The organism is Streptomyces sp. NPDC034037, assembly GCF_055575715.1.
In genome coordinates, this window is the sequence record NZ_JBVISC010000014.1 from 45,843 (window position 1) to 64,821 (window position 18,979).

Sequence of the window (18,979 nt, forward strand, 5' to 3'; positions counted from 1 at the left end):
GCCGTGCCCGCCCCCACGGGGCACGGCGGCCGCCTCGTCATGTGCCCTATCGTGTGCGCATGGTGACCAGGACATACGCGGCGCTGCTGCGCGGCATCAACGTCGGCGGCCACAAGAAGGTGCCGATGGCCGGGCTGCGCACGCTCCTCGAAGAGCTCGGGCACAGCGACGTGCAGACGTACCTGCAGAGCGGCAACGCCGTCTTCACCGCGCTCCGGGGCGACGAGGAGTCGCTCGGAGCCGAGCTGCGGGCGGCCATCGAGGAGCACTTCGGCTTCGCCGTCGACGTCCTGGTCCGCGACGGGGCGTATCTGCGGGCGGTGGCGGACGCCTGCCCCTTCCCCGCGGCCGAGCTGGAGGCCAAGCAGCTCCACGTCACCTACTTCTCCGCGCCGGTCGACCCGGCGCGCTTCGCCGCCATCGACCAGGCCGCCCACCTGCCCGAGGAATTCAGGCTCGGCGACCGCGCCCTGTACCTGTACGCGCCCGACGGCCTCGGCCGCTCCAAACTCGGCGAGCAACTGTCGCGGCCCGCCCTGACCAAGGGCCTGATCGCCACCACCCGCAACTGGAACACCGTCACCCGACTGGTGGAGCTGACCCGTGCCTGAGCCGACCCCCGCCGTCGAGGCCGCCATGGAGGGCGAGCTGCGCCTCCTCGACCCCGAGGTGCGGGCGTCACCGGAGCTGTTCGGGGCGCTGCTGCACCCGGAGTTCACCGAGGTCGGGGCCTCCGGCACGCGCTGGGACCGGGAGACCATCGGGGAGGTCCTCATGGACGGGTCCGCACCCGCCGGCCGCGCCGCCACCACCGTCTCCCGCATGCGCGGCGTCCAGCTCGCCGACGACCTGGTGCACCTCACCTACGACACGGACGACAACGGCCGCCGCGCGCACCGCAGTTCACTGTGGCGCCGCACGGACGGCCGCTGGCGGCTCTGGTTCCATCAGGGCACACCGTTCACCGACCCGGGTCCGGAATCCGGGAGGTGAGCAGCAGGGTGGTCCTGCCGTCCTCCTCCGGGACCTCGCGTCCCTGGGTGTAGCCGAGACGCTTCAGGACGGCGAGGGAGGCGGTGTTCTCCGAGTCCACCGTGGCGTGCACCTCGGCGAGCCCCAGGGTCTCGTGCCCGTACGAGGTCAGCAGCCGCGCCAGCTCCGTGCCGAGCCCGAGGCCCCAGCTCTCCCTGGTCAGGCCGTAGACGATCTCGTGGCCGTCCAGCCAGGTCTCCGGCGACGGCTTGACCTCGGCGTGCCCGACATAGCGGCCCTCGTGCCGGACCGCCCACACGGGGAAGCGTTCCTCCGCGTAGACGAGGCTGAATATCCGGCCGAACAGGGCCCGGTCCTCCGCCGCGCTCTGCACCCCCTCGCCGAACCACCGCCCCACGGCCTCGTCCTGGAACAGCGCCACGAAGTGCGCCTCGTCGGAGGCGACGTAGGGCGTCAGGGAGAGTCGTTCGGACCGCAGCTCGGGTGTCATCCGCGAGACGGTAAGGGGGCGGGGGCGGGTGGAGCAAGCAGTTTGCGCCCTCTCTTCGACCGGCTGTGCGCCCCCCCGGCGGCCCCGGGCCTCCGCGCCCGGCGATACGCCGCTCACCCGACCGTACGCGGCAGCCCGATCGGGTTCGGGTAGGGCAGCAGGCCCGAGTTCTGGATGGCGCGGGCCGCCGGATGCAGGGCGGCGAGGAGGGCGTCCGCGGCCGGGGCGGACAGCGGGCGCAGCAGGCGGTCCGCGAGGCGGTCCGTGTCGTCCTCGATCAACTCGCGTTCCGTGAGCCCCCGTTCGGTGACCCGGCCCGCCGCGTCGATCAGGCCCCGGCAGCGCAGCCGGTCCATGGCCGTCTCCCACTCCTCCTCGCTCCAGCCCCGGTCCTGCCGGATGCGGGCCGCGTCCACCCTGCCGGTCACGGCGGCCAGGGCGAGGGCCTCGCGGGCGTCCAGGCCGTGGTCGGCGAGCACCGAGACATGGGCGTCTCCCCGGAACTCACGTACGCAGGTGGTCAGTTGCCACAGGCGCTCGACCGGGTCGGTGCGGCCCACCAGGTCGCGGTTGGCGGCGAACAGCGGACGGGCCAGGGGAGGGGCGTCCTCCACCACGGCGGTCAGCGGCGGGTTGGACGACGTCGTCAAGATGGCGATGTCCGGGACCAGTTGCCGCAGGGCGCGGGCCGCGAGGCGGGCCCGCTCCTCGACGACCCGGTCCGGCGAGGCGTACTCCCAGGCCGACGGCAGGGCGCGGGCCACCATGCCCGGCGCGAAGACACCGAGTGCCGCCGAGGCGACGCCGGGGCCCACGCGCCCCATCGGCGCGGTGCGGGCGGCGAAATACCCCATCCAGAAGCCCTTGAGGCCCACCGCACGGCCGAGGCCTCGGCAGCGCTCCTCGAAGTAGATCACCGCGTGCAGGGGTTCGGTCCGCAGCCACAGCGTGCGGGAACGGCTCGGGGTCATGAACCCACAAGCTAGGCCAGAGCGGGGGTCCGCGCCAGAGGAGCAACAGGGCAGGTGTCCGGCGCGTACGTCTCGTCGTGGCGCCGCAGCAGCAGCCGCGCCACCGACGGCGCGGGCCCGAGGACGTCCGCCAGGATGTCGGCGCCGGCCTCGACGGCGTCCCGCGCGATGCGATCCGGCAGGAAACCGGGCGCGAGGACGTAGGGGGCGACCGCCACCTGACGTACGCCGGGCACGGCACGCAGTGCGCGTACGGCGTCCCGGGTGCGCGGCGAGGAAGCGGAGGCGAACGCAGGCCGCACGGCACACCAACCGGTGAGCCGCCACTCCCGCGCGATTTCAGCGATCACTGCGATCGCCTCCGGATCCGATGACCCCGCCGAGGCCAGGACGACCCCGGTCGAGGACCTGTCGGCGGGGTCGAGCCCCGCCTCGTGCAGCCGCTGCTCCAAGGTGTGCAGGAGGAGCGGGGAAGGGCCGAGGACCGGCGCCCGGCGCACGCGCAGGCCCGCGGGGGCCTCGCGCAGCACCGCGGGGATGTCCGCCTTCGCGTGGAACGCCCGCGTCAGGAGCAGCGGCAGCGCCACCACGTCCCGTACCCCCTCGGCCGCGAGCTGCTCCAACGTCCCCGAGACGGAGGGGGCGTTGAAGTCCAGGAAGGCGGTTTCCACGCGCAGCCCCGGGCGCAGCGAGCGCACCTGCCGCACCAGCGCGCGCACGCTCGCGGCGTGCCGCGGGTCGCGGCTGCCGTGGGCGATGACGAGGAGCACGGGACGGCGCGGGGGCGGGACGGGTCGGCGCACGGCGGGTCAGCTCCTCACGAGGAGGCCGCGGCCGCGCAGCACGCGCCGCTCCAGCGGGCTGAAGATGAGCAGGTCGATGGCGATGCCGACGATCAGGATGAGGAAGATCGCCAGGAAGATCATGGGCATGGAGCTGGCGTTGCGGCCGTTCTCCAGGAGCTGGCCGAGGCCCACGCCCAGCTCGGGCGAGGACGCGATGATCTCGGCGGCCATCAGGGAGCGCCAGGAGAACGCCCAGCCCTGCTTGAGCCCCGCCAGATAGCCGGGCAGCGCCGCCGGGAGCACGATGTGCCAGGTGTGGCGCAGGCCGCTCGCGCCGAGCGTGCGACCCGCGCGCAGGAACAGCGGCGGCACCTGGTCGACACCCGACACCAGGCCGTTGGCGATGGACGGCACGGCGCCGAGCAGGATCACCGCGTACATCATCTTGTTCTCCAGGCCCAGCCACAGCACCGCGGGCGGCACCCACGCCACCGACGGCAGCGACTGGAGCCCGGAGAGGATGGGGCCGATCGCGGCCCTGATGAACCGCACCCGGGCGACGACCAGACCGAGCGGCGTGCCGATCGCGAGGGCGAGCAGGAAGCCGAGCAGGCCGCGTGAGACGGACGTCCAGATGTAGTCGAGCAGCGTGCCCTGCACCCAGGCCGCGCGCACCTCGTCCCAGACCGCGGACGGCGAGGGCAGCTTGCTCGGGTCGTCGACGACCTCGAAGGACACCAGCGCCTGCCAGACCAGCAGGACGAGCAGCACCGCGGTGAGCGGCGGCAGCACCTTCTGCGTCAGGACCTGGCGCAGCGGCGTGCGGCCGGGCCCCGCGCTGGTCTCCAGCGCGTCGAGGCCCGCCTCCAGGCCGGCGAGGTCCTGGCCGTCACCGGGCCCCTCGGACTCCTTGCGGAGGCCGGTCGTCCCGGAGCCCGTGCCGGTCGTCCCGGTGACCGGACCGGTCGTCTCAGTGCTGGCCATGGCGGCGGATCTCCCCACGCAGTTTCTCCGTGATCTCGACGGACAGCTCCGCCACGGCGGAGTCCTCGATGCGGCGCGGGTGCGGGATGTCGACCCGCCACTCGTGCGCCACCCGGCCCGGACGCGACGAGAGGAGCACCACGCGCTGGGCGAGGCGCACGGCCTCGCGGACGTTGTGCGTGACGAACAGGACGGAGACGTTCGTCTCGCGCCAGACGCGGGTCAGCTCGTCGTGCAGCACGTCCCGGGTGATCGCGTCCAGCGCCGCGAACGGCTCGTCCATCAAAAGCAGCCTGCTGTCCTGGGCGAGCGCGCGGGCCAGCGCCACCCGCTGGCGCATGCCGCCGGACAGCTCGTGCACCCGCTTGCCGTACGCGCCGTGCAGCCGCACCAGTTCGAGCAGTTCCTCGGCCCTCGGGCGGCGCTCGGCCTTCGCCACGCCGCGCAGCTTCAGGGCCAGTTCGATGTTCTTGCCCGCCGTCAGCCACGGGAACAGCGCGTGCTCCTGGAACATCAGGGCGGGCCGGCCGTCGGTCGTGATGGCCCCGGCCGACGGCTTGTCGAGCCCGGCGACCAGGTTCAGCAGCGTCGACTTGCCGCAGCCGGAGGCGCCCAGGAGGGTGACGAACTCGCCGGGCGCGACATCGAGCGTGATGTCGTCGAGGACGAGCTGGGTCCCGGCGGGGCCGGCGAAGGACTTCGATACGTGCGCGATCCGGGCGGCGTGCGTGGTCTCGGTGCGGATGTCCTGCGCGGCCTCGGCGAGGGTGGTCGCCATGGTCGTCACCTCCTGGGAACGGGGATATTTCCGGGGCTACTTGACGCCGAGACCGGCGTCGTCGACCGGGGACCGGCCCGCGGCCCGGAGGACCTTGTTCAGCGGCCGGAGGTCGTAGATGCCCTTGAGGTCGGGCTTCTCCAGGAGACCGGCCCTGACCGCGTGCTCGGCCTCGGCGTCCAGGGTGGCGGCCAGCGGGTCGTCGGTCGTGCTGATGGACTTCCACGCGGGGTCGAGCACCTCGGCGGGCAGCGCCTTCCCGGAGTCCGCCTTGAGCTGGGCGTTGGCCGCGGCCTTGGCCTTGGCCGGGTTCTCGCCGATCCAGGCGTTGGTCTTCACGGAACCGCGCAGGACGGCCTCGACGACCTTCGGGTGCTCCTTCAGGAAGCTCTGCTTCACGATGATGTTCGTGATCACGAACTTCTTGTCCGGCCACAGGTCGGCCTCGTCGAGGAGGACCTTGCCGCCCTCGGCGACCAGCTTGGACGCGGTCGGCTCGGGCACCCACGCGCCATCGATGGAACCGGACTTGTAGGCATCCGGGGTGATCTTGTTGTCGGTGCGGATCACCGACACGTCACCCTTGCCGCTCTGCGCGTCGACCTTCCAGCCCCGCTCCGCGATCCAGTTGAGGAAGGCCACGTCCTGGGTGTTGCCGAGCTGCGGTGTCGCGATCTTCTTGCCCTTGACGTCGGCCAGGGACTTGATCTTCTTGGGGTCCACCACGAGCTTCACGCCGCCCGAGGCCGAACCGCCGATGATGCGCAGGTTCTTGCCGGCGGACTTGGTGTAGCCGTTGATGGCGGGGGAGGGGCCGATCCAGCCGATGTCGATGGAGCCCGCGTTCAGCGCCTCGATCTCCGAGGGACCGGCGTTGAACTGCGAGTACTTCGCCTCCGTGCCGCCCAGCTCCTTCTGGAACAGGCCCTCGCGGTTGCCGACCAGGGCGGTGGCGTGCGTGAGGTTCGGGAAGTAGCCGATCTTGACGCTGTCCAGGCCGTCGATCTTCTTCGCGCCCGCGGCGATCTTCGTCTTGCCGTCGTCCTCACTCGCCCCGGAGCCGTAGCCGCAGGCGCCGAGGGACAGGGCCAGCAGGGGGAGCGCCAGCAGGGCGGTGAGGGTGGTACGTGGTGCAGCAGGCACGGGAGGTGTTCCTCTCGTCGGCCCGGGCGCACGCCGTCAGGTCGTGGCCGGGAGGTCGGCAGGTCTTCGTCGTCGTACAGAGGCGCCCCGGGGGACGGGGCGGCCGTGGGCGCGCGAGCGGTGCGCGTACGTCATCGCGCACATCGCGCCACCCCGCCCTGCCCGCTGCCGAGGGCGCCGCTGCCGATGCGGCCGCCCTCCTTCGCGAAGGTGGAGAACACGTCGAGTGGGGGCATGTCAGAAGTCCCAGCCCTCGTCGTCGGCCGGGGCGGCGCCGTCGTCCGCCGGCGTGGCGAACGCCTGGCCCGCCATGCCCGCCGCGAGCGTCGTGCCGTCGGCCGGGTCGATGAGCAGGAACGATCCGGTGCGCCGCGAGTCCGCGTACGCGTCGAGCGCCAGCGGCTCGGCGGTGCGCACCTTCACGCGCCCGATGTCGTTGGCGACGAGCTGTCCGGGCTCGGGGTGCTGGGACAGGTCGTCCAGGGTCAGCCGCGAGGGGATCTCCTTGACGATCGCCTTGACCGTGCGGGTGGTGTGCTTGAGCAGCACCCGCTGGCCGACGGCCAGCGGTGTGTCGGCGACGTGGCAGACCGTCGCCTCGATGTCCTGCGAGGTCGGCGGGGTGTCGCCGCTGGGCACGATCAGGTCGCCGCGCGAGATGTCGATGTCGTCCGCCAGGAGCAGGGTGATGGACTGCGGCGTCCACGCCACGTCCACCGCCTTGCCCAGGAGGTCGATCCCGGCGATCTTCGAGGTGCGGCCCGAGGGGAGGACGGTGACGGACTCGCCGACGCGGAAGGTGCCGGCCGCGATCTGGCCCGCGTAGCCGCGGTAGTCGGGGTGCTCGGCGCTCTGCGGGCGGATCACGTACTGCACGGGAAGCCGTGCGTGGCACGAGGTGAGGTCGTGGCTGACCGGGACCGTCTCCAGGTGTTCCAGGACGGTGGGGCCGCCGTACCAGTCCATGTGGGAGGACGGCTCGACGACGTTGTCCCCGGCGAGGGCGGAGATCGGGATCGCGGTGATCTCCGGCACCCCCAGCTCGCCCGCGTAGGCGGTGAACTCCTCGGCGATCTTCGCGAAGACCGTCTCGTCGTAGGCGACCAGGTCCATCTTGTTCACGGCCAGGACGACGTGCGGGACGCGCAGCAGCGCGGCGACCGCGGCGTGGCGGCGGGTCTGCTCGATGACGCCGTTGCGGGCGTCGACCAGCACGACGGCGAGGTCGGCGGTGGAGGCGCCGGTGACCATGTTCCGCGTGTACTGCACGTGGCCGGGGGTGTCGGCCAGGATGAACCGGCGCCGGGCGGTGGCGAAGTAGCGGTAGGCCACGTCGATGGTGATGCCCTGCTCGCGCTCGGCGCGCAGCCCGTCGGTGAGCAGTGCCAGGTCGGGCGCGTCGGCGCCGCGGTCGGCCGAGACGCGCTCGACGGCCTCCAGTTGGTCGGTCAGGACCGACTTGGAGTCGTGCAGGAGCCGGCCCACCAGGGTGGACTTGCCGTCGTCGACGGACCCGGCGGTGGCGAACCGCAGCAGCGTGGTGGCCGTCGGGTCACCCAGCCGGGCGCTCGCGGTGGTGGTGTTGCTCATGGTTAGAAGTACCCCTCGCGCTTGCGGTCTTCCATCGCGGCCTCGGACATCTTGTCGTCGGCCCGGGTGGCCCCGCGCTCGGTCAGCCGGGAGGCGGCGATCTCGGCGATGACGGCGTCCAGCGTCGTGGCGTCGGAGTCGACGGCGCCGGTGCAGGACATGTCGCCCACCGTGCGGTAGCGGATGAGCCGCTTCTCCACCCGCTCCTCGCCCTTGGGGCCGCCCCACTCGCCGGCGGTCAGCCACATCCCCGCCCGCTGGAAGACCTCCCGCTCGTGGGCGAAGTAGATCTGCGGCAGCTCGATGCCCTCCCGCGCGATGTACTGCCACACGTCCAGCTCGGTCCAGTTGGACAGCGGGAAGACGCGCACGTGTTCGCCGGGCGCGTGGCGGCCGTTGTAGAGCTGCCACAGCTCGGGGCGCTGCCGGCGCGGATCCCACTGCGAGAACTCGTCGCGCAGCGAGAACACCCGCTCCTTGGCGCGCGCCTTCTCCTCGTCGCGGCGGCCGCCGCCGAAGACCGCGTCGAACCTCTCGCTCTGGATCTTCTCGGTGAGCGGCACCGTCTGCAGCGGGTTGCGCGTGCCGTCGGGGCGCTCGCGCAGCTTTCCGGCGTCGATGTACTCCTGCACGGACGCCACGTGCAGCCGCAGCCCGTGCCGGGCCACCGCGCGGTCGCGGTAGTCGAGGACCTCGGGGAAATTGTGGCCCGTGTCCACGTGCAGCAGCGAGAAGGGCACGGGGGCGGGGGCGAACGCCTTCAGCGCCAGGTGCAGCATGACGATGGAGTCCTTGCCGCCGGAGAAGAGGATCACCGGCCGCTCGAACTCGCCCGCCACCTCGCGGAAGATGTGCACCGCCTCGGACTCCAGCGCGTCCAGGTGGCTCAGGGCGTAGGGGCTGCGGGTGCCCTCGCCGGTCACAGTGGCAACAGTGGTCATGCCAGACCCCTTTCGGTGAGCAGCGTGTACAGGGCCGTGGCCGACTCCCGCACCGTCTGGTCCTGCGACTCGATCCGCAGATCCGGCGACTCGGGTGCCTCGTAGGGGTCGTCGACCCCCGTCAGGCCCGAGATCTCGCCCGCCGCCTGCCGGGCGTACAGGCCCTTCACGTCGCGTACGGAGCACACCTCCACCGGCGTGGCGACATGCACCTCCAGATACGCGGTGCCCGCCACCTCGTGACGCTTACGGACCGCCGCACGGCTGTCCGCGAACGGCGCGATCACCGGGACCAGCACCAGCACGCCGTTGCGCGCGAGGAGTTCGGCGACGAAGCCGATGCGCTGCACATTGGTGTGCCGGTCCTCGCGGCTGAAACCGAGGCCCGCCGAGAGGAACTCGCGGATCTCGTCCCCGTCGAGCACCTCCACCCGCCGGCCCTCCGCGCGCAGCAGGCCCGCCAGTTCATGCGCGATGGTGGTCTTGCCCGCACTGGGCAGGCCGGTGAGCCAGACAGTGGCTCCGCTCACGTGGGACTCCTGAACTGCTCGTCGTGCCGCGGTCATCCGTGGATCCCGCACTCGGTCTTGGTGTTGCCGGACCAGCGGCCGGCGCGCGCGTCCTCGCCCTCCAGGAGGCGGCGGGTGCAGGGCGCGCAGCCCACGGAGCCGTAGCCGTCCATCAGGAGCGGGTTGGTGAGGACGCCGTGCTCGGCCACGTAGGCGTCGACGTCGTCCTGCGTCCAGCGGGCGATCGGCGAGACCTTGACCTTCCGCCGCTTCTCGTCCCAGCCGACCACCGGGGTGTTCGCCCGGGTCGGCGACTCGTCGCGGCGCAGGCCCGTGGCCCATGCGGCGTACCCCTTGAGGCCGTCCTCCAGGGGCTGCACCTTGCGCAGCTTGCAGCACAGGTCGGGGTCGCGGTCGTGCAGCCTGGGGCCGTACTCGGCGTCCTGCTCGGCCACGGTTCGGCGGGGCGTGAGGGTGATGACGTTGACGTCCATCACGGCCTCGACGGCGTCGCGGGTGCCGATGGTCTCCGGGAAGTGGTAGCCGGTGTCGAGGAAGACGACGTCCACGCCGGGCATGGCCCGCGAGGCGAGGTGGGCGACGACCGCGTCCTCCATGGAGGACGTCACGCAGAACGCGCCGGCGAACGTGTCGGCGGCCCAGCGCAGGATCTCCAGGGCGGACGCGTCCTCCAGGTCGCGCCCGGCCCGCTCGGCCAGCGCCCTCAACTCGTCGTTCGTACGCACTGCTTGAGTGGACGTCATATCTGATCCCCTCCGCCGTCGGTGTGCCGGACCCCCCGGGCGAGCAGCCCGAGGAACTTCAGCTGGAAGGCCCGGTTGCACGCGGCGCATTCCCAGGCGCCGTGCCCGGTCTCGTTCGGTCGCAGGTCCTCGTCGCCGCAGTAGGGGCAGTGGAAGGGGGCGGCTCGCTCGCTCACTGCAGGGCCTCCTCTGAGGCGCGGGCGGTCCAGGTGGCGAACCGCTCGCCCTCGGCGCGCTCCTCCTGGAAGCGCTTGAGGACCCGCTCGATGTAGTCGGGCAGTTCGTCGGCGGAGACCTTCAGGCCGCGCACCTTGCGGCCGAAGCCGGCATCGAGGCCGAGCGCGCCGCCGAGGTGCACCTGGTAGCCCTCGACCTGGTTGCCGGCGTCGTCGAGGACGAGCTGGCCCTTGAGGCCGATGTCGGCGACCTGGATGCGGGCGCAGGCGTTCGGGCAGCCGTTGATGTTGATGGTGATCGGCTCGTCGAACCGCGGGATGCGGCGCTCCAGTTCGTCGATGAGCGAGGCGCCGCGGGCCTTGGTCTCGACGATGGCGAGCTTGCAGAACTCGATGCCGGTGCAGGCCATCGTGCCGCGCCGGAACGGCGAGGCGTTGACCTTGAGGTCGAGCGCCTCCAGGGCGGAGACGAGCGAGTCGACGTCCTCGCGCGCCACGTCCAGCACGATCATCTTCTGCTCGGCGGTGGTGCGCAGGCGCCCCGAGCCGTGGGCCTCGGCGACCTCGGCGATCTTGGTGAGGGTGGCGCCGTCCACGCGGCCGACGCGCGGCGCGAAGCCGACGTAGAAGCGGCCGTCCTTCTGCCGGTGTACGCCGAGGTGGTCGCGCCAGGTGCCGGCGGGCTGCTCGGGCGCGGGCCCGTCGGTGAGCCTGCGCCCCAGGTACTCGTCCTCCAGGACCTGGCGGAACTTCTCCGGGCCCCAGTCGGCGACGAGGAACTTCAGGCGGGCGCGGTTGCGCAGCCGGCGGTAGCCGTAGTCGCGGAAGATGCCGATGACGCCGCCGTACACGTCGGGCACGTCCGCCAGCGCCACCCAGGCGCCGAGGCGCACGCCCAGCTTGGGGTTGGTGGACAGGCCGCCGCCGACCCACAGGTCGAAGCCGGGGCCGTGCTCGGGGTGGTGCACGCCGACGAAGGCGACGTCGTTGATCTCGTGGGCGACGTCCAGCTGCGGGGAGCCGGAGATCGCCGTCTTGAACTTGCGCGGCAGGTTGGAGAACTCGGGGTTGCCGATGAAGCGGCGCTGGATCTCGTCGATGGCGGGGGAGCCGTCGATGATCTCGTTCTCGGCGACACCGGCCACCGGCGAGCCGAGGATGACGCGGGGCGTGTCGCCGCAGGCCTCGGTGGTGGACAGGCCGACGGCTTCGAGCCGCCGCCAGATCTCGGGGACGTCCTCGATGCGGATCCAGTGGTACTGGATGTTCTGCCGGTCGGTGAGGTCGGCGGTCCCGCGCGCGAACTCCTCGGAGATCTCCCCGATGACGCGCAGCTGCTCGGTGGTCAGCCGGCCGCCGTCGATGCGCACGCGCAGCATGAAGTACTCGTCGTCCAGCTCCTCCGGCGCCAGGACCGCGGTCTTGCCGCCGTCGATCCCGGGCTTGCGCTGGGTGTAGAGGCCCCACCAGCGCATGCGCCCGCGCAGGTCGTTGGGGTCGATGGAGTCGAAGCCCCGCTTGGAGTAGATCGTCTCAATACGTGTCCGCACATTGAGACCGTCGTCGTCCTTCTTGAACTGCTCGTTGCCGTTGAGGGGCGTGAAGTGGCCCACGGCCCACTGGCCCTCGCCGCGGTGACGGCTCGCCTTGCGGCGGGGCGTGGCTGGGGCGGGCTTCTCTGGCGTGGCGGGCATGGGTGTACGTCCTTCGGGGCAGCGGAGAAACGTCTCTCTGACCTGCGGGTATGGGCACATGCGGAAATGTGCGCGCGGCGCTGCGCAGGGAGGGGATCAGGGACGAGCGAGGGGGTGGAGGTGCGGCGGCGCTGAGGCGGTCAGCGGGCCGGACACATGGCGCTGGACATGCGGCCGAGGTCGACGTGACGCCGACTCACCAAGGCGGTTCCAGTGCGATCCATGACGGAAGCGTGTCATGGGACTTTCGGCCCAGTCCAGCATTATCCAAAATGTGGACACCTCTGTCCCGTATCGTGGACAGAGGTGTCGTCGGTCACAGCGCAGGTCGCCGCGTCAGTCGCGGTGGGCCCCCGGCCACGGGCCCGGAGCGGCGACCTCCGGTTCCTGTTCGACCTTGGTGTCGAAGAGCCGGAAGCCGCGCCGCAGGTAATTGTCCATGGCGTGCTCGCCGTCCTTGGAGCAGGTGTGCAGCCAGACCCGCTCGGTCGGCGCGAGGCCGGGCCACCGCTCGGCCAGGTCCCAGGCGCGCGCGACCCCGTACGAGAGGAGGTGCCCGCCGATGCGCCGGCCCCGGAAGGAGGGGAGCAGCCCGAAGTAGACGATCTCCACGACGCCCGGCGCCGCGTCCCCACGCTCGCCCTGCGCCGCCAGCTCCACGTAGCCCGCGGGCGTCCCCCTGTCGTACGCGACCCACGTCTCCACGCCCGGCCGCTCCAGCAGCTTGCGCCACTCGGCATGGGTGAGGGAGAGCCGGTCGGTCCAGCGGATGTCCCCGCCGACGGAGGCGTACAGGAACCGGCTGAACTCGGGCGAGGGCACTTCGGCGCGCACGATCCGCACGTCGCCCTCGGGCGCGGCGGCGGGCAGCAGATCGCGGGGGGAGGTCTGCTCCAGCGACCATGTGGTGACGGTGAGACTCATGGGACTCAGCGAACCACGCGCCGGGCCGCCTCCGGCTGCCGGGTCCGGACGGGGAAGCTCCGCGGGCCCCCCGGCGCCGGCCCCGCGTGCCCGTCCGGCCGCACGCCGTGCTCACCGTCCACCGCGCGCCCCGGGTCGCCCCAGTGCGCAGGTACCCGGCAAAGGGCAGGGGCGGCCCCGTGCTGGCGCGGCACCCCCGTCGTGCACACCGTCACTGCGGGCCTCGGATCGCCCCGGTGCGCAGCGGTACCCGGCAAAGGACAGGGGCGGCCCCGTGTCGCGCGGCACCGCCCCCGTGTCATGCCCGCGCCGCCTAGGAACGCGGCGCCGCCCGTTCCACCACCGAGGCCAGGTCCAGGCTGTGTGGGAGCGTGCCGAACGCCGCGCCCCAGTCGCCGCCGAGCCGCGAGGCGCAGAACGCGTCGGCCACCTCCGGGGGCGCGTACCGCACGAGCAGGGAGCCCTGGAGCACCAGCGCCATCCGCTCCACGAGCCGCCGGGCCCGCGCCTCGATGCCGTCCAGATCGGCCAGCTCCGTCAGCAGGCCCTTGATCGCCCCGTCCAGCCGGTGGTCGGCGCCCCGGGCCTCGCCGACCTCCTGGAGGAACGCGTTCAGGGCCAGCGGCTCCCGCTGCAACGCCCGCAGGACGTCCAGCGCCTGGACGTTCCCCGAGCCCTCCCAGATGGAGTTCAGCGGCGCCTCGCGCAGCAGCCTCGGCATGCCCGACTCCTCGACGTAGCCGTTGCCGCCCAGGCACTCCAGGGCCTCCCCGACCATCGGCGTGCACCGCTTGGTCACCCAGTACTTGGCCGCCGGCACCGCGAGCCGCAGGAACGCCCGCTCCTGCTCGCCCCCGTCGTCGTACGCCGCCGCGAGCCGCAGCGCCAGCGTCGTGGCCGCCTCCGATTCGAGCGCGAGGTCCGCGAGGACGTTGCGCATCAGCGGCTTGTCGATCAGCTTGCCGCCGAACGCCTCCCGGTACGTGGCGTGGTGCACCGCCTGCGCGACGGCCTGCCGCATCAGCGCGGCCGAACCGATCACGCAGTCGAGCCGGGTCGCCGCGACCATCCCGATGATGGTGCGCACCCCGCGCCCCTCGTCGCCGACCCGCCGCGCCCACGTCCCGTCGAACTCGACCTCGCCGGAGGCGTTGGAGCGGTTGCCCAGCTTGTTCTTGAGCCGCTGGACGGCGAACGGGTTGCGGGTGCCGTCCTCCAGCACGCGCGGCACGAGGAAACAGGTCAACCCCTGCTCGGCCTGCGCGAGCACCAGGAAGCCGTCGGACATCGGGGCGGAGCAGAACCACTTGTGGCCCGTCAGCTCGTAGGCGCCCTCCTCGGACAGGGCCCGCGCGCGCGTCGTGTTGGCCCGCACGTCGCTGCCGCCCTGCTTCTCCGTCATGCCCATCCCGAACAGGACGCCCGCCTTCCGCGACGCCGGGCGCAGCCCCTGGTCGTAGACGGTCGAGGTCAGGCGCGGCTCCCACTCGGCGGCGAGCGCCGGATCGGCGCGCAGCGCGGGCACCGCGGCGTGCGTCATCGACACCGGGCAGCCGTGGCCGCCCTCGGTCTGCGTCCACACCAGGAACCCCGCGGCCCGCCGCAGGTGCCCGCCGGGCCGCGACCAGGCCGCCGTCAGGCCCGCGCCGACCGCCTTGCCCAGCAGCCGGTGCCAGGACGGATGGAAGTCGACCTCGTCGATCCGGTGCCCGTACCGGTCGTGGGTGCGCAGCACCGGCGGGTGGTCGTTGGCCAGTGCCCCCCACTCCTGTGCCTGGGCGGAGCCGGCACTGCGGCCGAGCAGCGAGAGCTCCTCGCGGGCGGAATCGAGGAGCGCCGGATCCAGATGCCGCTCGACGCCCTCCACGAGGGCCCGGTCGGACGCGAAGACGTCATATCCCACCAGGGGCGGAGCCTGGTTGGTCACTGTGTGGGTGCTGGCTGCCATGCCGCTACGGTAAGGAGGTGCACCAGGCAAATGAAACACCCGGGCGGCCCTCGGGGCGCTGGAAACGGGCCCGCGCTCTCTACCGCAACGTTTCCAAGCGCAGGACCGCCTGGCTGCTGCTCAAGGACACCGTCAACTCGTGCGTCGAGTACCGCATCCTGGGGCTCGCGGCCGAGGCGGCGTTCTTCACGCTGCTCTCCGTGCCGCCCCTGCTGCTGAGCCTCATCGGGCTGCTCGCCTACGTCGACCGGTGGACCGGCGCGAACACCATCGCCAGCGTCGAGAACAACATCCTGGAGGCGTCCCGCACGGTCCTGTCCGACCGGGGGGTGAGCCAGATCGCGCAGCCGATACTGGAAGACGTCATGAAGGTGAGCCGGCCGGACATCATCTCCATCGGCTTCCTGTTCGCCCTGTGGTCCGGCTCGCGCGCCGTGAACGTCTTCATCGACACGATCACCGTCATGTACGGCCTCGACGGCGTCCGCGGCATCGTCAAGACGCGGCTCCTCGCCTTCGGTCTCTTCATCGTGGCGCTGCTCATCGGCTCGGTCGCGCTGCCGCTGATGGTGGCGGGGCCCGACGCCGTGGTGAATCTCCTGCCCGGCTCGACGACGGTCGTCCAGATCCTTTACTGGCCGGTCGTCGTCATCCTCTCCATCGTCTTCCTGACGACGCTGTACCACGTGTCGGTGCCGGTGCGCTCGCCGTGGGTCGAGGACATGCCGGGCGCGCTGATCGCCCTCGCGATGTGGGTCCTCGGCAGCTTCCTGCTGCGCATCTACCTCACCAGCACCGTGGAGGGCCCCACGATCTACGGCTCGCTCGCGGCCCCGGTCGCCGTGCTCCTGTGGATCGGCGTGTCGGCCTTCGCGGTCCTGGTGGGCGCCGCGGTCAACGCGGCGATCGACCGTGTCTGGCCGTCCGTCGCCACGGCCGCCGCGCGCGCCGCCAACGACCGCATAAGGGAGGCCCAGGCCGCCGAGGTCGTCGCCCGCGCGGCCGCCGCGCGCGAGGGGCTCGACCCGGACGACCCGGAGATGCCGTCCGAGTTCCCCGAGCGGTGGTCCCGCTTCCTGCCCCCGGACGACGTGACGTCGCGTCTGCGGGCGCACGTGAAGCGCCATGGGACGGACGACCACCCGCCGGAGTAGGGCCACCGGCTCCGCCGTATCCGCACCCGGTCGCCGAAGGGGCCGCACATCGCGGCCCCTTCGGCGACCGGGGCGCCACGGCGTCACGCCGACCAGACCCCCGCCGCCGCGCACTCCTCGGCGAACTCCGCGAAGTCCCTGGGCTCGCGGCCCAGCACTTCCCGCACCCCCTCGGAGACCGCCGCGTTGCGGCCGTCGAGCGTCGTCTCGAACAGCTCTACCAGGAACTCCGCCTCCCCGGCCGGCACCCCGAACTCCCCGAGGGCCGCCCCGTAGTCCCTCGCGGGCACGGGTACGTAGGTCATCTCCCGCCCCGCCGCCCCCGCGAGCTCCGCCACCGCCTGCCGGAACGACAGCAGGCGGGGCCCGGTCAGGTCCAGGGTCCGGCCCGTCCACCGGTCGCCGCCGCCCAGCGCGGCCACCACCACGTCCGCGACGTCCCGTGCGTCGATGAACGGTTCGAGCACTTCACCGGCCGGGAAGACCAGCTCCCCGTCCCGCATGCCGTCCAGCAGCGGCCCCTCGCTGAAGTTCTGCGCGAACCACGCCGCCCGTACGACGGTCCACTCGGCGCCGCAGTCCCGTACCGCCTGCTCGGTGGCGTGCGCCTGGTGCTCGCCGCGCGCCGAGAGCAGCGTCATGCGCCGCACGCCGAGGTCCACCGCGAGCCGCGTGAACGCGCCGACCGCCTCGGCCGCGCCGGGCGCGCCGACGTCCGGCAGATACGCGAGGTGCGCCGCGTCGGCGCCCCGCAGGGCGTCCGCCCAGGTCGAGCCGTCCGTCCAGTCGAACGGGACCGCCCCGGACCGCGAGGCCGCCCGCACCGTGTGGCCTGCCGCCGCCGCGGACTCCACCACCCTGCGTCCCACCCGCCCGGTCGCGCCCGTCACCAAAACCGTCATTTCCGCCGTGTTCGTCGTCATGGCTTCAGTCAACTGCCCGGCCCGCGCCGCAACCATCGCCCAGGCGCTCACGCCCATACGCCTGCGTCTACGCTGCCGCCATGGACGTACTCGCAGGATTGCTGGAAGGCCCGCGCGCCCGGGGTGCCTTCATGATCCGCGCGCTGTTCGACCCGCCCTGGTCCGTGCGCATCGCGGACGAGGCGCCCCTGTCCGTCATGGTCATGGTGCGCGGCACCGCGTGGATCGTCCCCGAGGACGGCACGCCCGCCCAGCGCATCCGCCCCGGCGACCTCGCCATCGCCCGCGGCCCCGACCACTACACCTGCGCCGGCGACCCCGCCACCGCGCCGTTCGCCGAGATCCGGCCGGGCCAGCGCTGCGTCCCGCTGGGCGGCGCCCCGCCCGACAAGTACACCGACCTCGGCCCGCGCGCCTGGGGCGAGTCCCGCGACAGCTCCGTCGAGATGCTGATCGGCACCTACCAGCTGCGGGGCGAACTCACCGGACGGCTCCTGGACGCGCTGCCGCCGCTGCTGGTGCTGCCCGGCGAGGTGTGGGACTGCCCGCTCACCCCGCTGGTCGCCGAGGAGCTCGGCAAGGACGAGCCGGGCCAGGACGTCGTCCTCGACCGGCTCCTGGACCTCCTCCTGATCGCCGCGCTGCGCGCCTGGTTCTCCCGGCCCGAGGCGGCGGCCCCCGCCTGGTACGTGGCGATGGGCGACCCCGTCGTGGGCCGCGCCCTGCGGCTGCTCCAGGACGACCCGGCGCACCCCTGGACGATCGCGGACCTCGCCGCGAAGGCGGGCGTCTCCCGGGCCGCGCTCGCCCGCCGGTTCACCGACCTCGTGGGCGAGCCCCCGATGACGTACCTGACGAACTGGCGGCTCGCGCTCGCCGCCGACCTGCTGCGCGACAGTGAGCGGACGATCGCCTCGATAGCCCGCAAGGTCGGATACGGCAGCGCCTTCGCCCTGTCCGGCGCCTTCAAACGGGTGTACGGGATCAGCCCACAGGAGCACCGCGTCCGTACGGCGTAGCCTGCTGGAATGACGCACGGCACCGGCGCTCAGGGGGAGTACCGCGAACGACCCTCCCGGCTGCCCGGCGCGGCCATGTGGACCCGTACGCCCGCGCCGGGCCCCGGCGCCACCCGCCCCGTACTGCCCGACGGCTGCATGGACCTGATGTGGACCGAGGGCAGGCTGTTCGTCGCGGGCCCCGACACCCGCGCGCACCTCCCGGGCGCCGCCGGGACCGCGGGACGCCACGTGGGCATCCGCTTCCACCCCGGCACCGCCCCCGCCCTCCTGGGCGTCCCCGCCCACGAACTGCGGGACAGACGGGTGGACTTGGCGGACCTGTGGACCGCGACACGGGTGCGCCGCCTGACGGCGCGGGTGGACAGCGCGCGCGATCCGGTGGCCGCCCTGGAGGACCTCGCCCTGGACCGCGCCGCCGACACCGGACCGCCCGACCCCTTCCTCGCCGAGGTCGTCCGCCTCTTGGGCGCGGGCCGATCGGTCGCCGCGACGGCGGCGGCCCTCGGGGTCGACGCCCGCCGGCTGCACCGCCGTGCACTGCCCGCGTTCGGCTACGGCCCCAAGACGCTGGCCCGGGTGCTGCGGCTCCAGCGGGCCCTCGCGCTGGTCCGCGCCGGACTGCCGTACGCGGCCACCGCCACCGCCGCCGGCTTCGCCGACCAGGCCCATCTCGCCCGCGATGTGAAGGAGTTGACGGGACGTTCACTGACCGCGCTACTCGGTGCTCCCTGAGCGCCCGGCGGCCGCCGCGGGGGCGAAGAGGTCCACGCCGTTGCCGTCCGGGTCGAGCACCACCGCGTAGCGCTGCCCCCAGGGAGCGTCGAACGGCGCCAGCTCGCTCCGGTACCCGCAGCCCGTCAGCTCCGCGTACGAGGCGTCGACACCCTCGGGACTCCCGCAGTGGAAGGCGAGCCCGACCCGCCCCCCGCCGGTGGGCGGGCGCCACCCGGGGTGGAAGGAGCGGATGGTCTCCTCCGTGTCGAAGGCGAGGCGCAGGCCTCCCGGAAGCTCCGCCTCGACGTGCGGCGCGCTCTGTGCACCCTCCGCGAACGAGAGGCCGAGCCGGCGGTAGAAGGCGAGCGAGGCGGCCATGTCGGAGACGACGAGGCCGATCAGATCGAATCGTGGAACGGGTGTGCTGTTCATGCCCGCGAGCGTATGTGCCATCCGGACGACCGGTCTTGAAGGAA

Annotated in this window: 22 protein-coding genes; 5 read left to right on the top strand and 17 right to left on the bottom strand. The window is 72.7% G+C overall.

The window, feature by feature from the left end:
* Window positions 1–59 precede the first annotated feature (59 nt).
* Window positions 60–611, top strand: coding sequence for a DUF1697 domain-containing protein (locus ACZ516_RS32775; RefSeq protein ID WP_469013302.1), 552 nt, complete (start codon window positions 60–62; stop codon window positions 609–611).
* Between the two features lie 25 nt (window positions 612–636).
* Entirely contained in the window at window positions 637–993 is a 357-nt protein-coding gene (locus ACZ516_RS32780) for a nuclear transport factor 2 family protein (RefSeq protein ID WP_467465272.1), read from the top strand.
* Here ACZ516_RS32780 and ACZ516_RS32785 read toward each other — a convergent pair.
* The 15 genes from ACZ516_RS32785 to ACZ516_RS32855 form a co-directional block, all read right to left on the bottom strand.
* Window positions 962–1,483 carry a GNAT family N-acetyltransferase gene (locus tag ACZ516_RS32785; RefSeq protein WP_358696672.1) on the bottom strand — a complete coding sequence of 174 codons (522 nt, stop codon included), beginning with the start codon at window positions 1,481–1,483 and terminating at the stop codon, window positions 962–964. The two genes, ACZ516_RS32780 and ACZ516_RS32785, sit on opposite strands and share 32 nt — an antisense overlap.
* A 113-nt stretch (window positions 1,484–1,596) precedes the next feature.
* The gene (locus tag ACZ516_RS32790) at window positions 1,597–2,454 is read right to left on the bottom strand and encodes an SCO6745 family protein (RefSeq protein ID WP_469013304.1); all 858 of its coding nucleotides are present in this window, start codon (window positions 2,452–2,454) and stop codon (window positions 1,597–1,599) included.
* 11 nt (window positions 2,455–2,465) lie between these two features.
* A complete protein-coding gene (locus tag ACZ516_RS32795) occupies window positions 2,466–3,257 on the bottom strand; it encodes a sirohydrochlorin chelatase (protein WP_361077201.1) in 792 nt (263 codons plus the stop codon).
* Window positions 3,258–3,263: 6 nt separating this feature from the next.
* Window positions 3,264–4,223 (bottom strand): ABC transporter permease, encoded by a 960-nt coding sequence (locus tag ACZ516_RS32800; protein ID WP_358583506.1) that lies wholly within the window; start codon window positions 4,221–4,223, stop codon window positions 3,264–3,266.
* On the bottom strand, window positions 4,210–5,001 hold the full coding sequence (locus ACZ516_RS32805) for an ABC transporter ATP-binding protein (RefSeq protein WP_358583507.1): 792 nt from the start codon (window positions 4,999–5,001) through the stop codon (window positions 4,210–4,212). Before ACZ516_RS32805 ends, ACZ516_RS32800 begins: the two co-directional genes overlap by 14 nt.
* 36 nt (window positions 5,002–5,037) lie before the next feature.
* A complete protein-coding gene (locus ACZ516_RS32810) occupies window positions 5,038–6,144 on the bottom strand; it encodes an ABC transporter substrate-binding protein (protein ID WP_361077210.1) in 1,107 nt (368 codons plus the stop codon).
* A gap of 237 nt (window positions 6,145–6,381) precedes the next feature.
* Window positions 6,382–7,734 carry a sulfate adenylyltransferase subunit 1 gene (locus ACZ516_RS32815; protein WP_469013309.1) on the bottom strand — a complete coding sequence of 451 codons (1,353 nt, stop codon included), beginning with the start codon at window positions 7,732–7,734 and terminating at the stop codon, window positions 6,382–6,384.
* A 2-nt stretch (window positions 7,735–7,736) separates the two neighbouring features.
* On the bottom strand, window positions 7,737–8,675 hold the full coding sequence (gene cysD / locus ACZ516_RS32820) for a sulfate adenylyltransferase subunit CysD (RefSeq protein WP_358583510.1): 939 nt from the start codon (window positions 8,673–8,675) through the stop codon (window positions 7,737–7,739).
* On the bottom strand, window positions 8,672–9,241 hold the full coding sequence (cysC, locus tag ACZ516_RS32825; RefSeq protein WP_361077217.1) for an adenylyl-sulfate kinase: 570 nt from the start codon (window positions 9,239–9,241) through the stop codon (window positions 8,672–8,674). Before cysC ends, cysD begins: the two co-directional genes overlap by 4 nt.
* On the bottom strand, window positions 9,238–9,948 hold the full coding sequence (locus ACZ516_RS32830) for a phosphoadenylyl-sulfate reductase (protein WP_469013312.1): 711 nt from the start codon (window positions 9,946–9,948) through the stop codon (window positions 9,238–9,240). Before ACZ516_RS32830 ends, cysC begins: the two co-directional genes overlap by 4 nt.
* Entirely contained in the window at window positions 9,945–10,124 is a 180-nt protein-coding gene (locus ACZ516_RS32835) for a hypothetical protein (protein ID WP_358583515.1), read from the bottom strand. Before ACZ516_RS32835 ends, ACZ516_RS32830 begins: the two co-directional genes overlap by 4 nt.
* A complete protein-coding gene (locus ACZ516_RS32840) occupies window positions 10,121–11,818 on the bottom strand; it encodes a nitrite/sulfite reductase (RefSeq protein WP_469013315.1) in 1,698 nt (565 codons plus the stop codon). The genes ACZ516_RS32835 and ACZ516_RS32840 overlap by 4 nt, the downstream gene beginning before the upstream one ends.
* 140 nt (window positions 11,819–11,958) lie before the next feature.
* The gene (locus tag ACZ516_RS32845; RefSeq protein ID WP_355806261.1) at window positions 11,959–12,042 is read right to left on the bottom strand and encodes a putative leader peptide; all 84 of its coding nucleotides are present in this window, start codon (window positions 12,040–12,042) and stop codon (window positions 11,959–11,961) included.
* A gap of 112 nt (window positions 12,043–12,154) precedes the next feature.
* Window positions 12,155–12,742, bottom strand: a complete 588-nt coding sequence (locus tag ACZ516_RS32850; protein ID WP_358911071.1) for a GNAT family N-acetyltransferase — start codon at window positions 12,740–12,742, stop codon at window positions 12,155–12,157.
* A gap of 313 nt (window positions 12,743–13,055) precedes the next feature.
* Window positions 13,056–14,690, bottom strand: coding sequence for an acyl-CoA dehydrogenase family protein (locus ACZ516_RS32855; protein WP_358911073.1), 1,635 nt, complete (start codon window positions 14,688–14,690; stop codon window positions 13,056–13,058).
* A 17-nt stretch (window positions 14,691–14,707) separates the two neighbouring features.
* Here ACZ516_RS32855 and ACZ516_RS32860 point away from each other — a divergent pair, with 17 nt between their 5' ends.
* On the top strand, window positions 14,708–15,844 hold the full coding sequence (locus ACZ516_RS32860) for a YihY/virulence factor BrkB family protein (protein ID WP_358583522.1): 1,137 nt from the start codon (window positions 14,708–14,710) through the stop codon (window positions 15,842–15,844).
* Window positions 15,845–15,927: 83 nt separating this feature from the next.
* Here ACZ516_RS32860 and ACZ516_RS32865 read toward each other — a convergent pair whose 3' ends face one another.
* Window positions 15,928–16,767, bottom strand: a complete 840-nt coding sequence (locus ACZ516_RS32865) for an NmrA family NAD(P)-binding protein (RefSeq protein ID WP_469013318.1) — start codon at window positions 16,765–16,767, stop codon at window positions 15,928–15,930.
* 80 nt (window positions 16,768–16,847) lie between these two features.
* Between ACZ516_RS32865 and ACZ516_RS32870 the strand changes: the two genes are divergently transcribed.
* Together ACZ516_RS32870 and ACZ516_RS32875 are read left to right on the top strand one after the other, a co-directional pair.
* Complete coding sequence (locus tag ACZ516_RS32870) at window positions 16,848–17,786, top strand: AraC family transcriptional regulator (protein ID WP_361077229.1); 939 nt, start codon at window positions 16,848–16,850, stop codon at window positions 17,784–17,786.
* Between the two features lie 9 nt (window positions 17,787–17,795).
* On the top strand, window positions 17,796–18,521 hold the full coding sequence (locus ACZ516_RS32875; protein WP_469013321.1) for a DUF6597 domain-containing transcriptional factor: 726 nt from the start codon (window positions 17,796–17,798) through the stop codon (window positions 18,519–18,521).
* Here the strand turns inward: ACZ516_RS32875 and ACZ516_RS32880 are convergent.
* Window positions 18,504–18,935, bottom strand: a complete 432-nt coding sequence (locus ACZ516_RS32880) for a VOC family protein (protein ID WP_361077235.1) — start codon at window positions 18,933–18,935, stop codon at window positions 18,504–18,506. The two genes, ACZ516_RS32875 and ACZ516_RS32880, sit on opposite strands and share 18 nt — an antisense overlap.
* Between the last annotated feature and the right edge of the window lie 44 nt (window positions 18,936–18,979).

Excerpts from the sequence above, each read along its gene's own strand:
- ACZ516_RS32865 (WP_469013318.1), bottom strand. The coding sequence starts at position 16,767 with ATGACGACGAACACGGCGGAAATGACGGTTTTGGTGACGGGCGCGACC.
- ACZ516_RS32870 (WP_361077229.1), top strand. The coding sequence starts at position 16,848 with ATGGACGTACTCGCAGGATTGCTGGAAGGCCCGCGCGCCCGGGGTGCC.
- ACZ516_RS32845 (WP_355806261.1), bottom strand. The coding sequence starts at position 12,042 with ATGGATCGCACTGGAACCGCCTTGGTGAGTCGGCGTCACGTCGACCTC.
- ACZ516_RS32850 (WP_358911071.1), bottom strand. The coding sequence starts at position 12,742 with ATGAGTCTCACCGTCACCACATGGTCGCTGGAGCAGACCTCCCCCCGC.
- ACZ516_RS32775 (WP_469013302.1), top strand. The coding sequence starts at position 60 with ATGGTGACCAGGACATACGCGGCGCTGCTGCGCGGCATCAACGTCGGC.
- ACZ516_RS32875 (WP_469013321.1), top strand. The coding sequence starts at position 17,796 with ATGACGCACGGCACCGGCGCTCAGGGGGAGTACCGCGAACGACCCTCC.
- ACZ516_RS32800 (WP_358583506.1), bottom strand. The coding sequence starts at position 4,223 with ATGGCCAGCACTGAGACGACCGGTCCGGTCACCGGGACGACCGGCACG.
- ACZ516_RS32780 (WP_467465272.1), top strand. The coding sequence starts at position 637 with ATGGAGGGCGAGCTGCGCCTCCTCGACCCCGAGGTGCGGGCGTCACCG.
- cysC (WP_361077217.1), bottom strand. The coding sequence starts at position 9,241 with ATGACCGCGGCACGACGAGCAGTTCAGGAGTCCCACGTGAGCGGAGCC.
- ACZ516_RS32815 (WP_469013309.1), bottom strand. The coding sequence starts at position 7,734 with ATGAGCAACACCACCACCGCGAGCGCCCGGCTGGGTGACCCGACGGCC.
- ACZ516_RS32790 (WP_469013304.1), bottom strand. The coding sequence starts at position 2,454 with ATGACCCCGAGCCGTTCCCGCACGCTGTGGCTGCGGACCGAACCCCTG.
- ACZ516_RS32805 (WP_358583507.1), bottom strand. The coding sequence starts at position 5,001 with ATGGCGACCACCCTCGCCGAGGCCGCGCAGGACATCCGCACCGAGACC.
- ACZ516_RS32785 (WP_358696672.1), bottom strand. The coding sequence starts at position 1,483 with ATGACACCCGAGCTGCGGTCCGAACGACTCTCCCTGACGCCCTACGTC.
- ACZ516_RS32840 (WP_469013315.1), bottom strand. The coding sequence starts at position 11,818 with ATGCCCGCCACGCCAGAGAAGCCCGCCCCAGCCACGCCCCGCCGCAAG.
- cysD (WP_358583510.1), bottom strand. The coding sequence starts at position 8,675 with ATGACCACTGTTGCCACTGTGACCGGCGAGGGCACCCGCAGCCCCTAC.
- ACZ516_RS32830 (WP_469013312.1), bottom strand. The coding sequence starts at position 9,948 with ATGACGTCCACTCAAGCAGTGCGTACGAACGACGAGTTGAGGGCGCTG.
- ACZ516_RS32880 (WP_361077235.1), bottom strand. The coding sequence starts at position 18,935 with ATGAACAGCACACCCGTTCCACGATTCGATCTGATCGGCCTCGTCGTC.
- ACZ516_RS32855 (WP_358911073.1), bottom strand. The coding sequence starts at position 14,690 with ATGGCAGCCAGCACCCACACAGTGACCAACCAGGCTCCGCCCCTGGTG.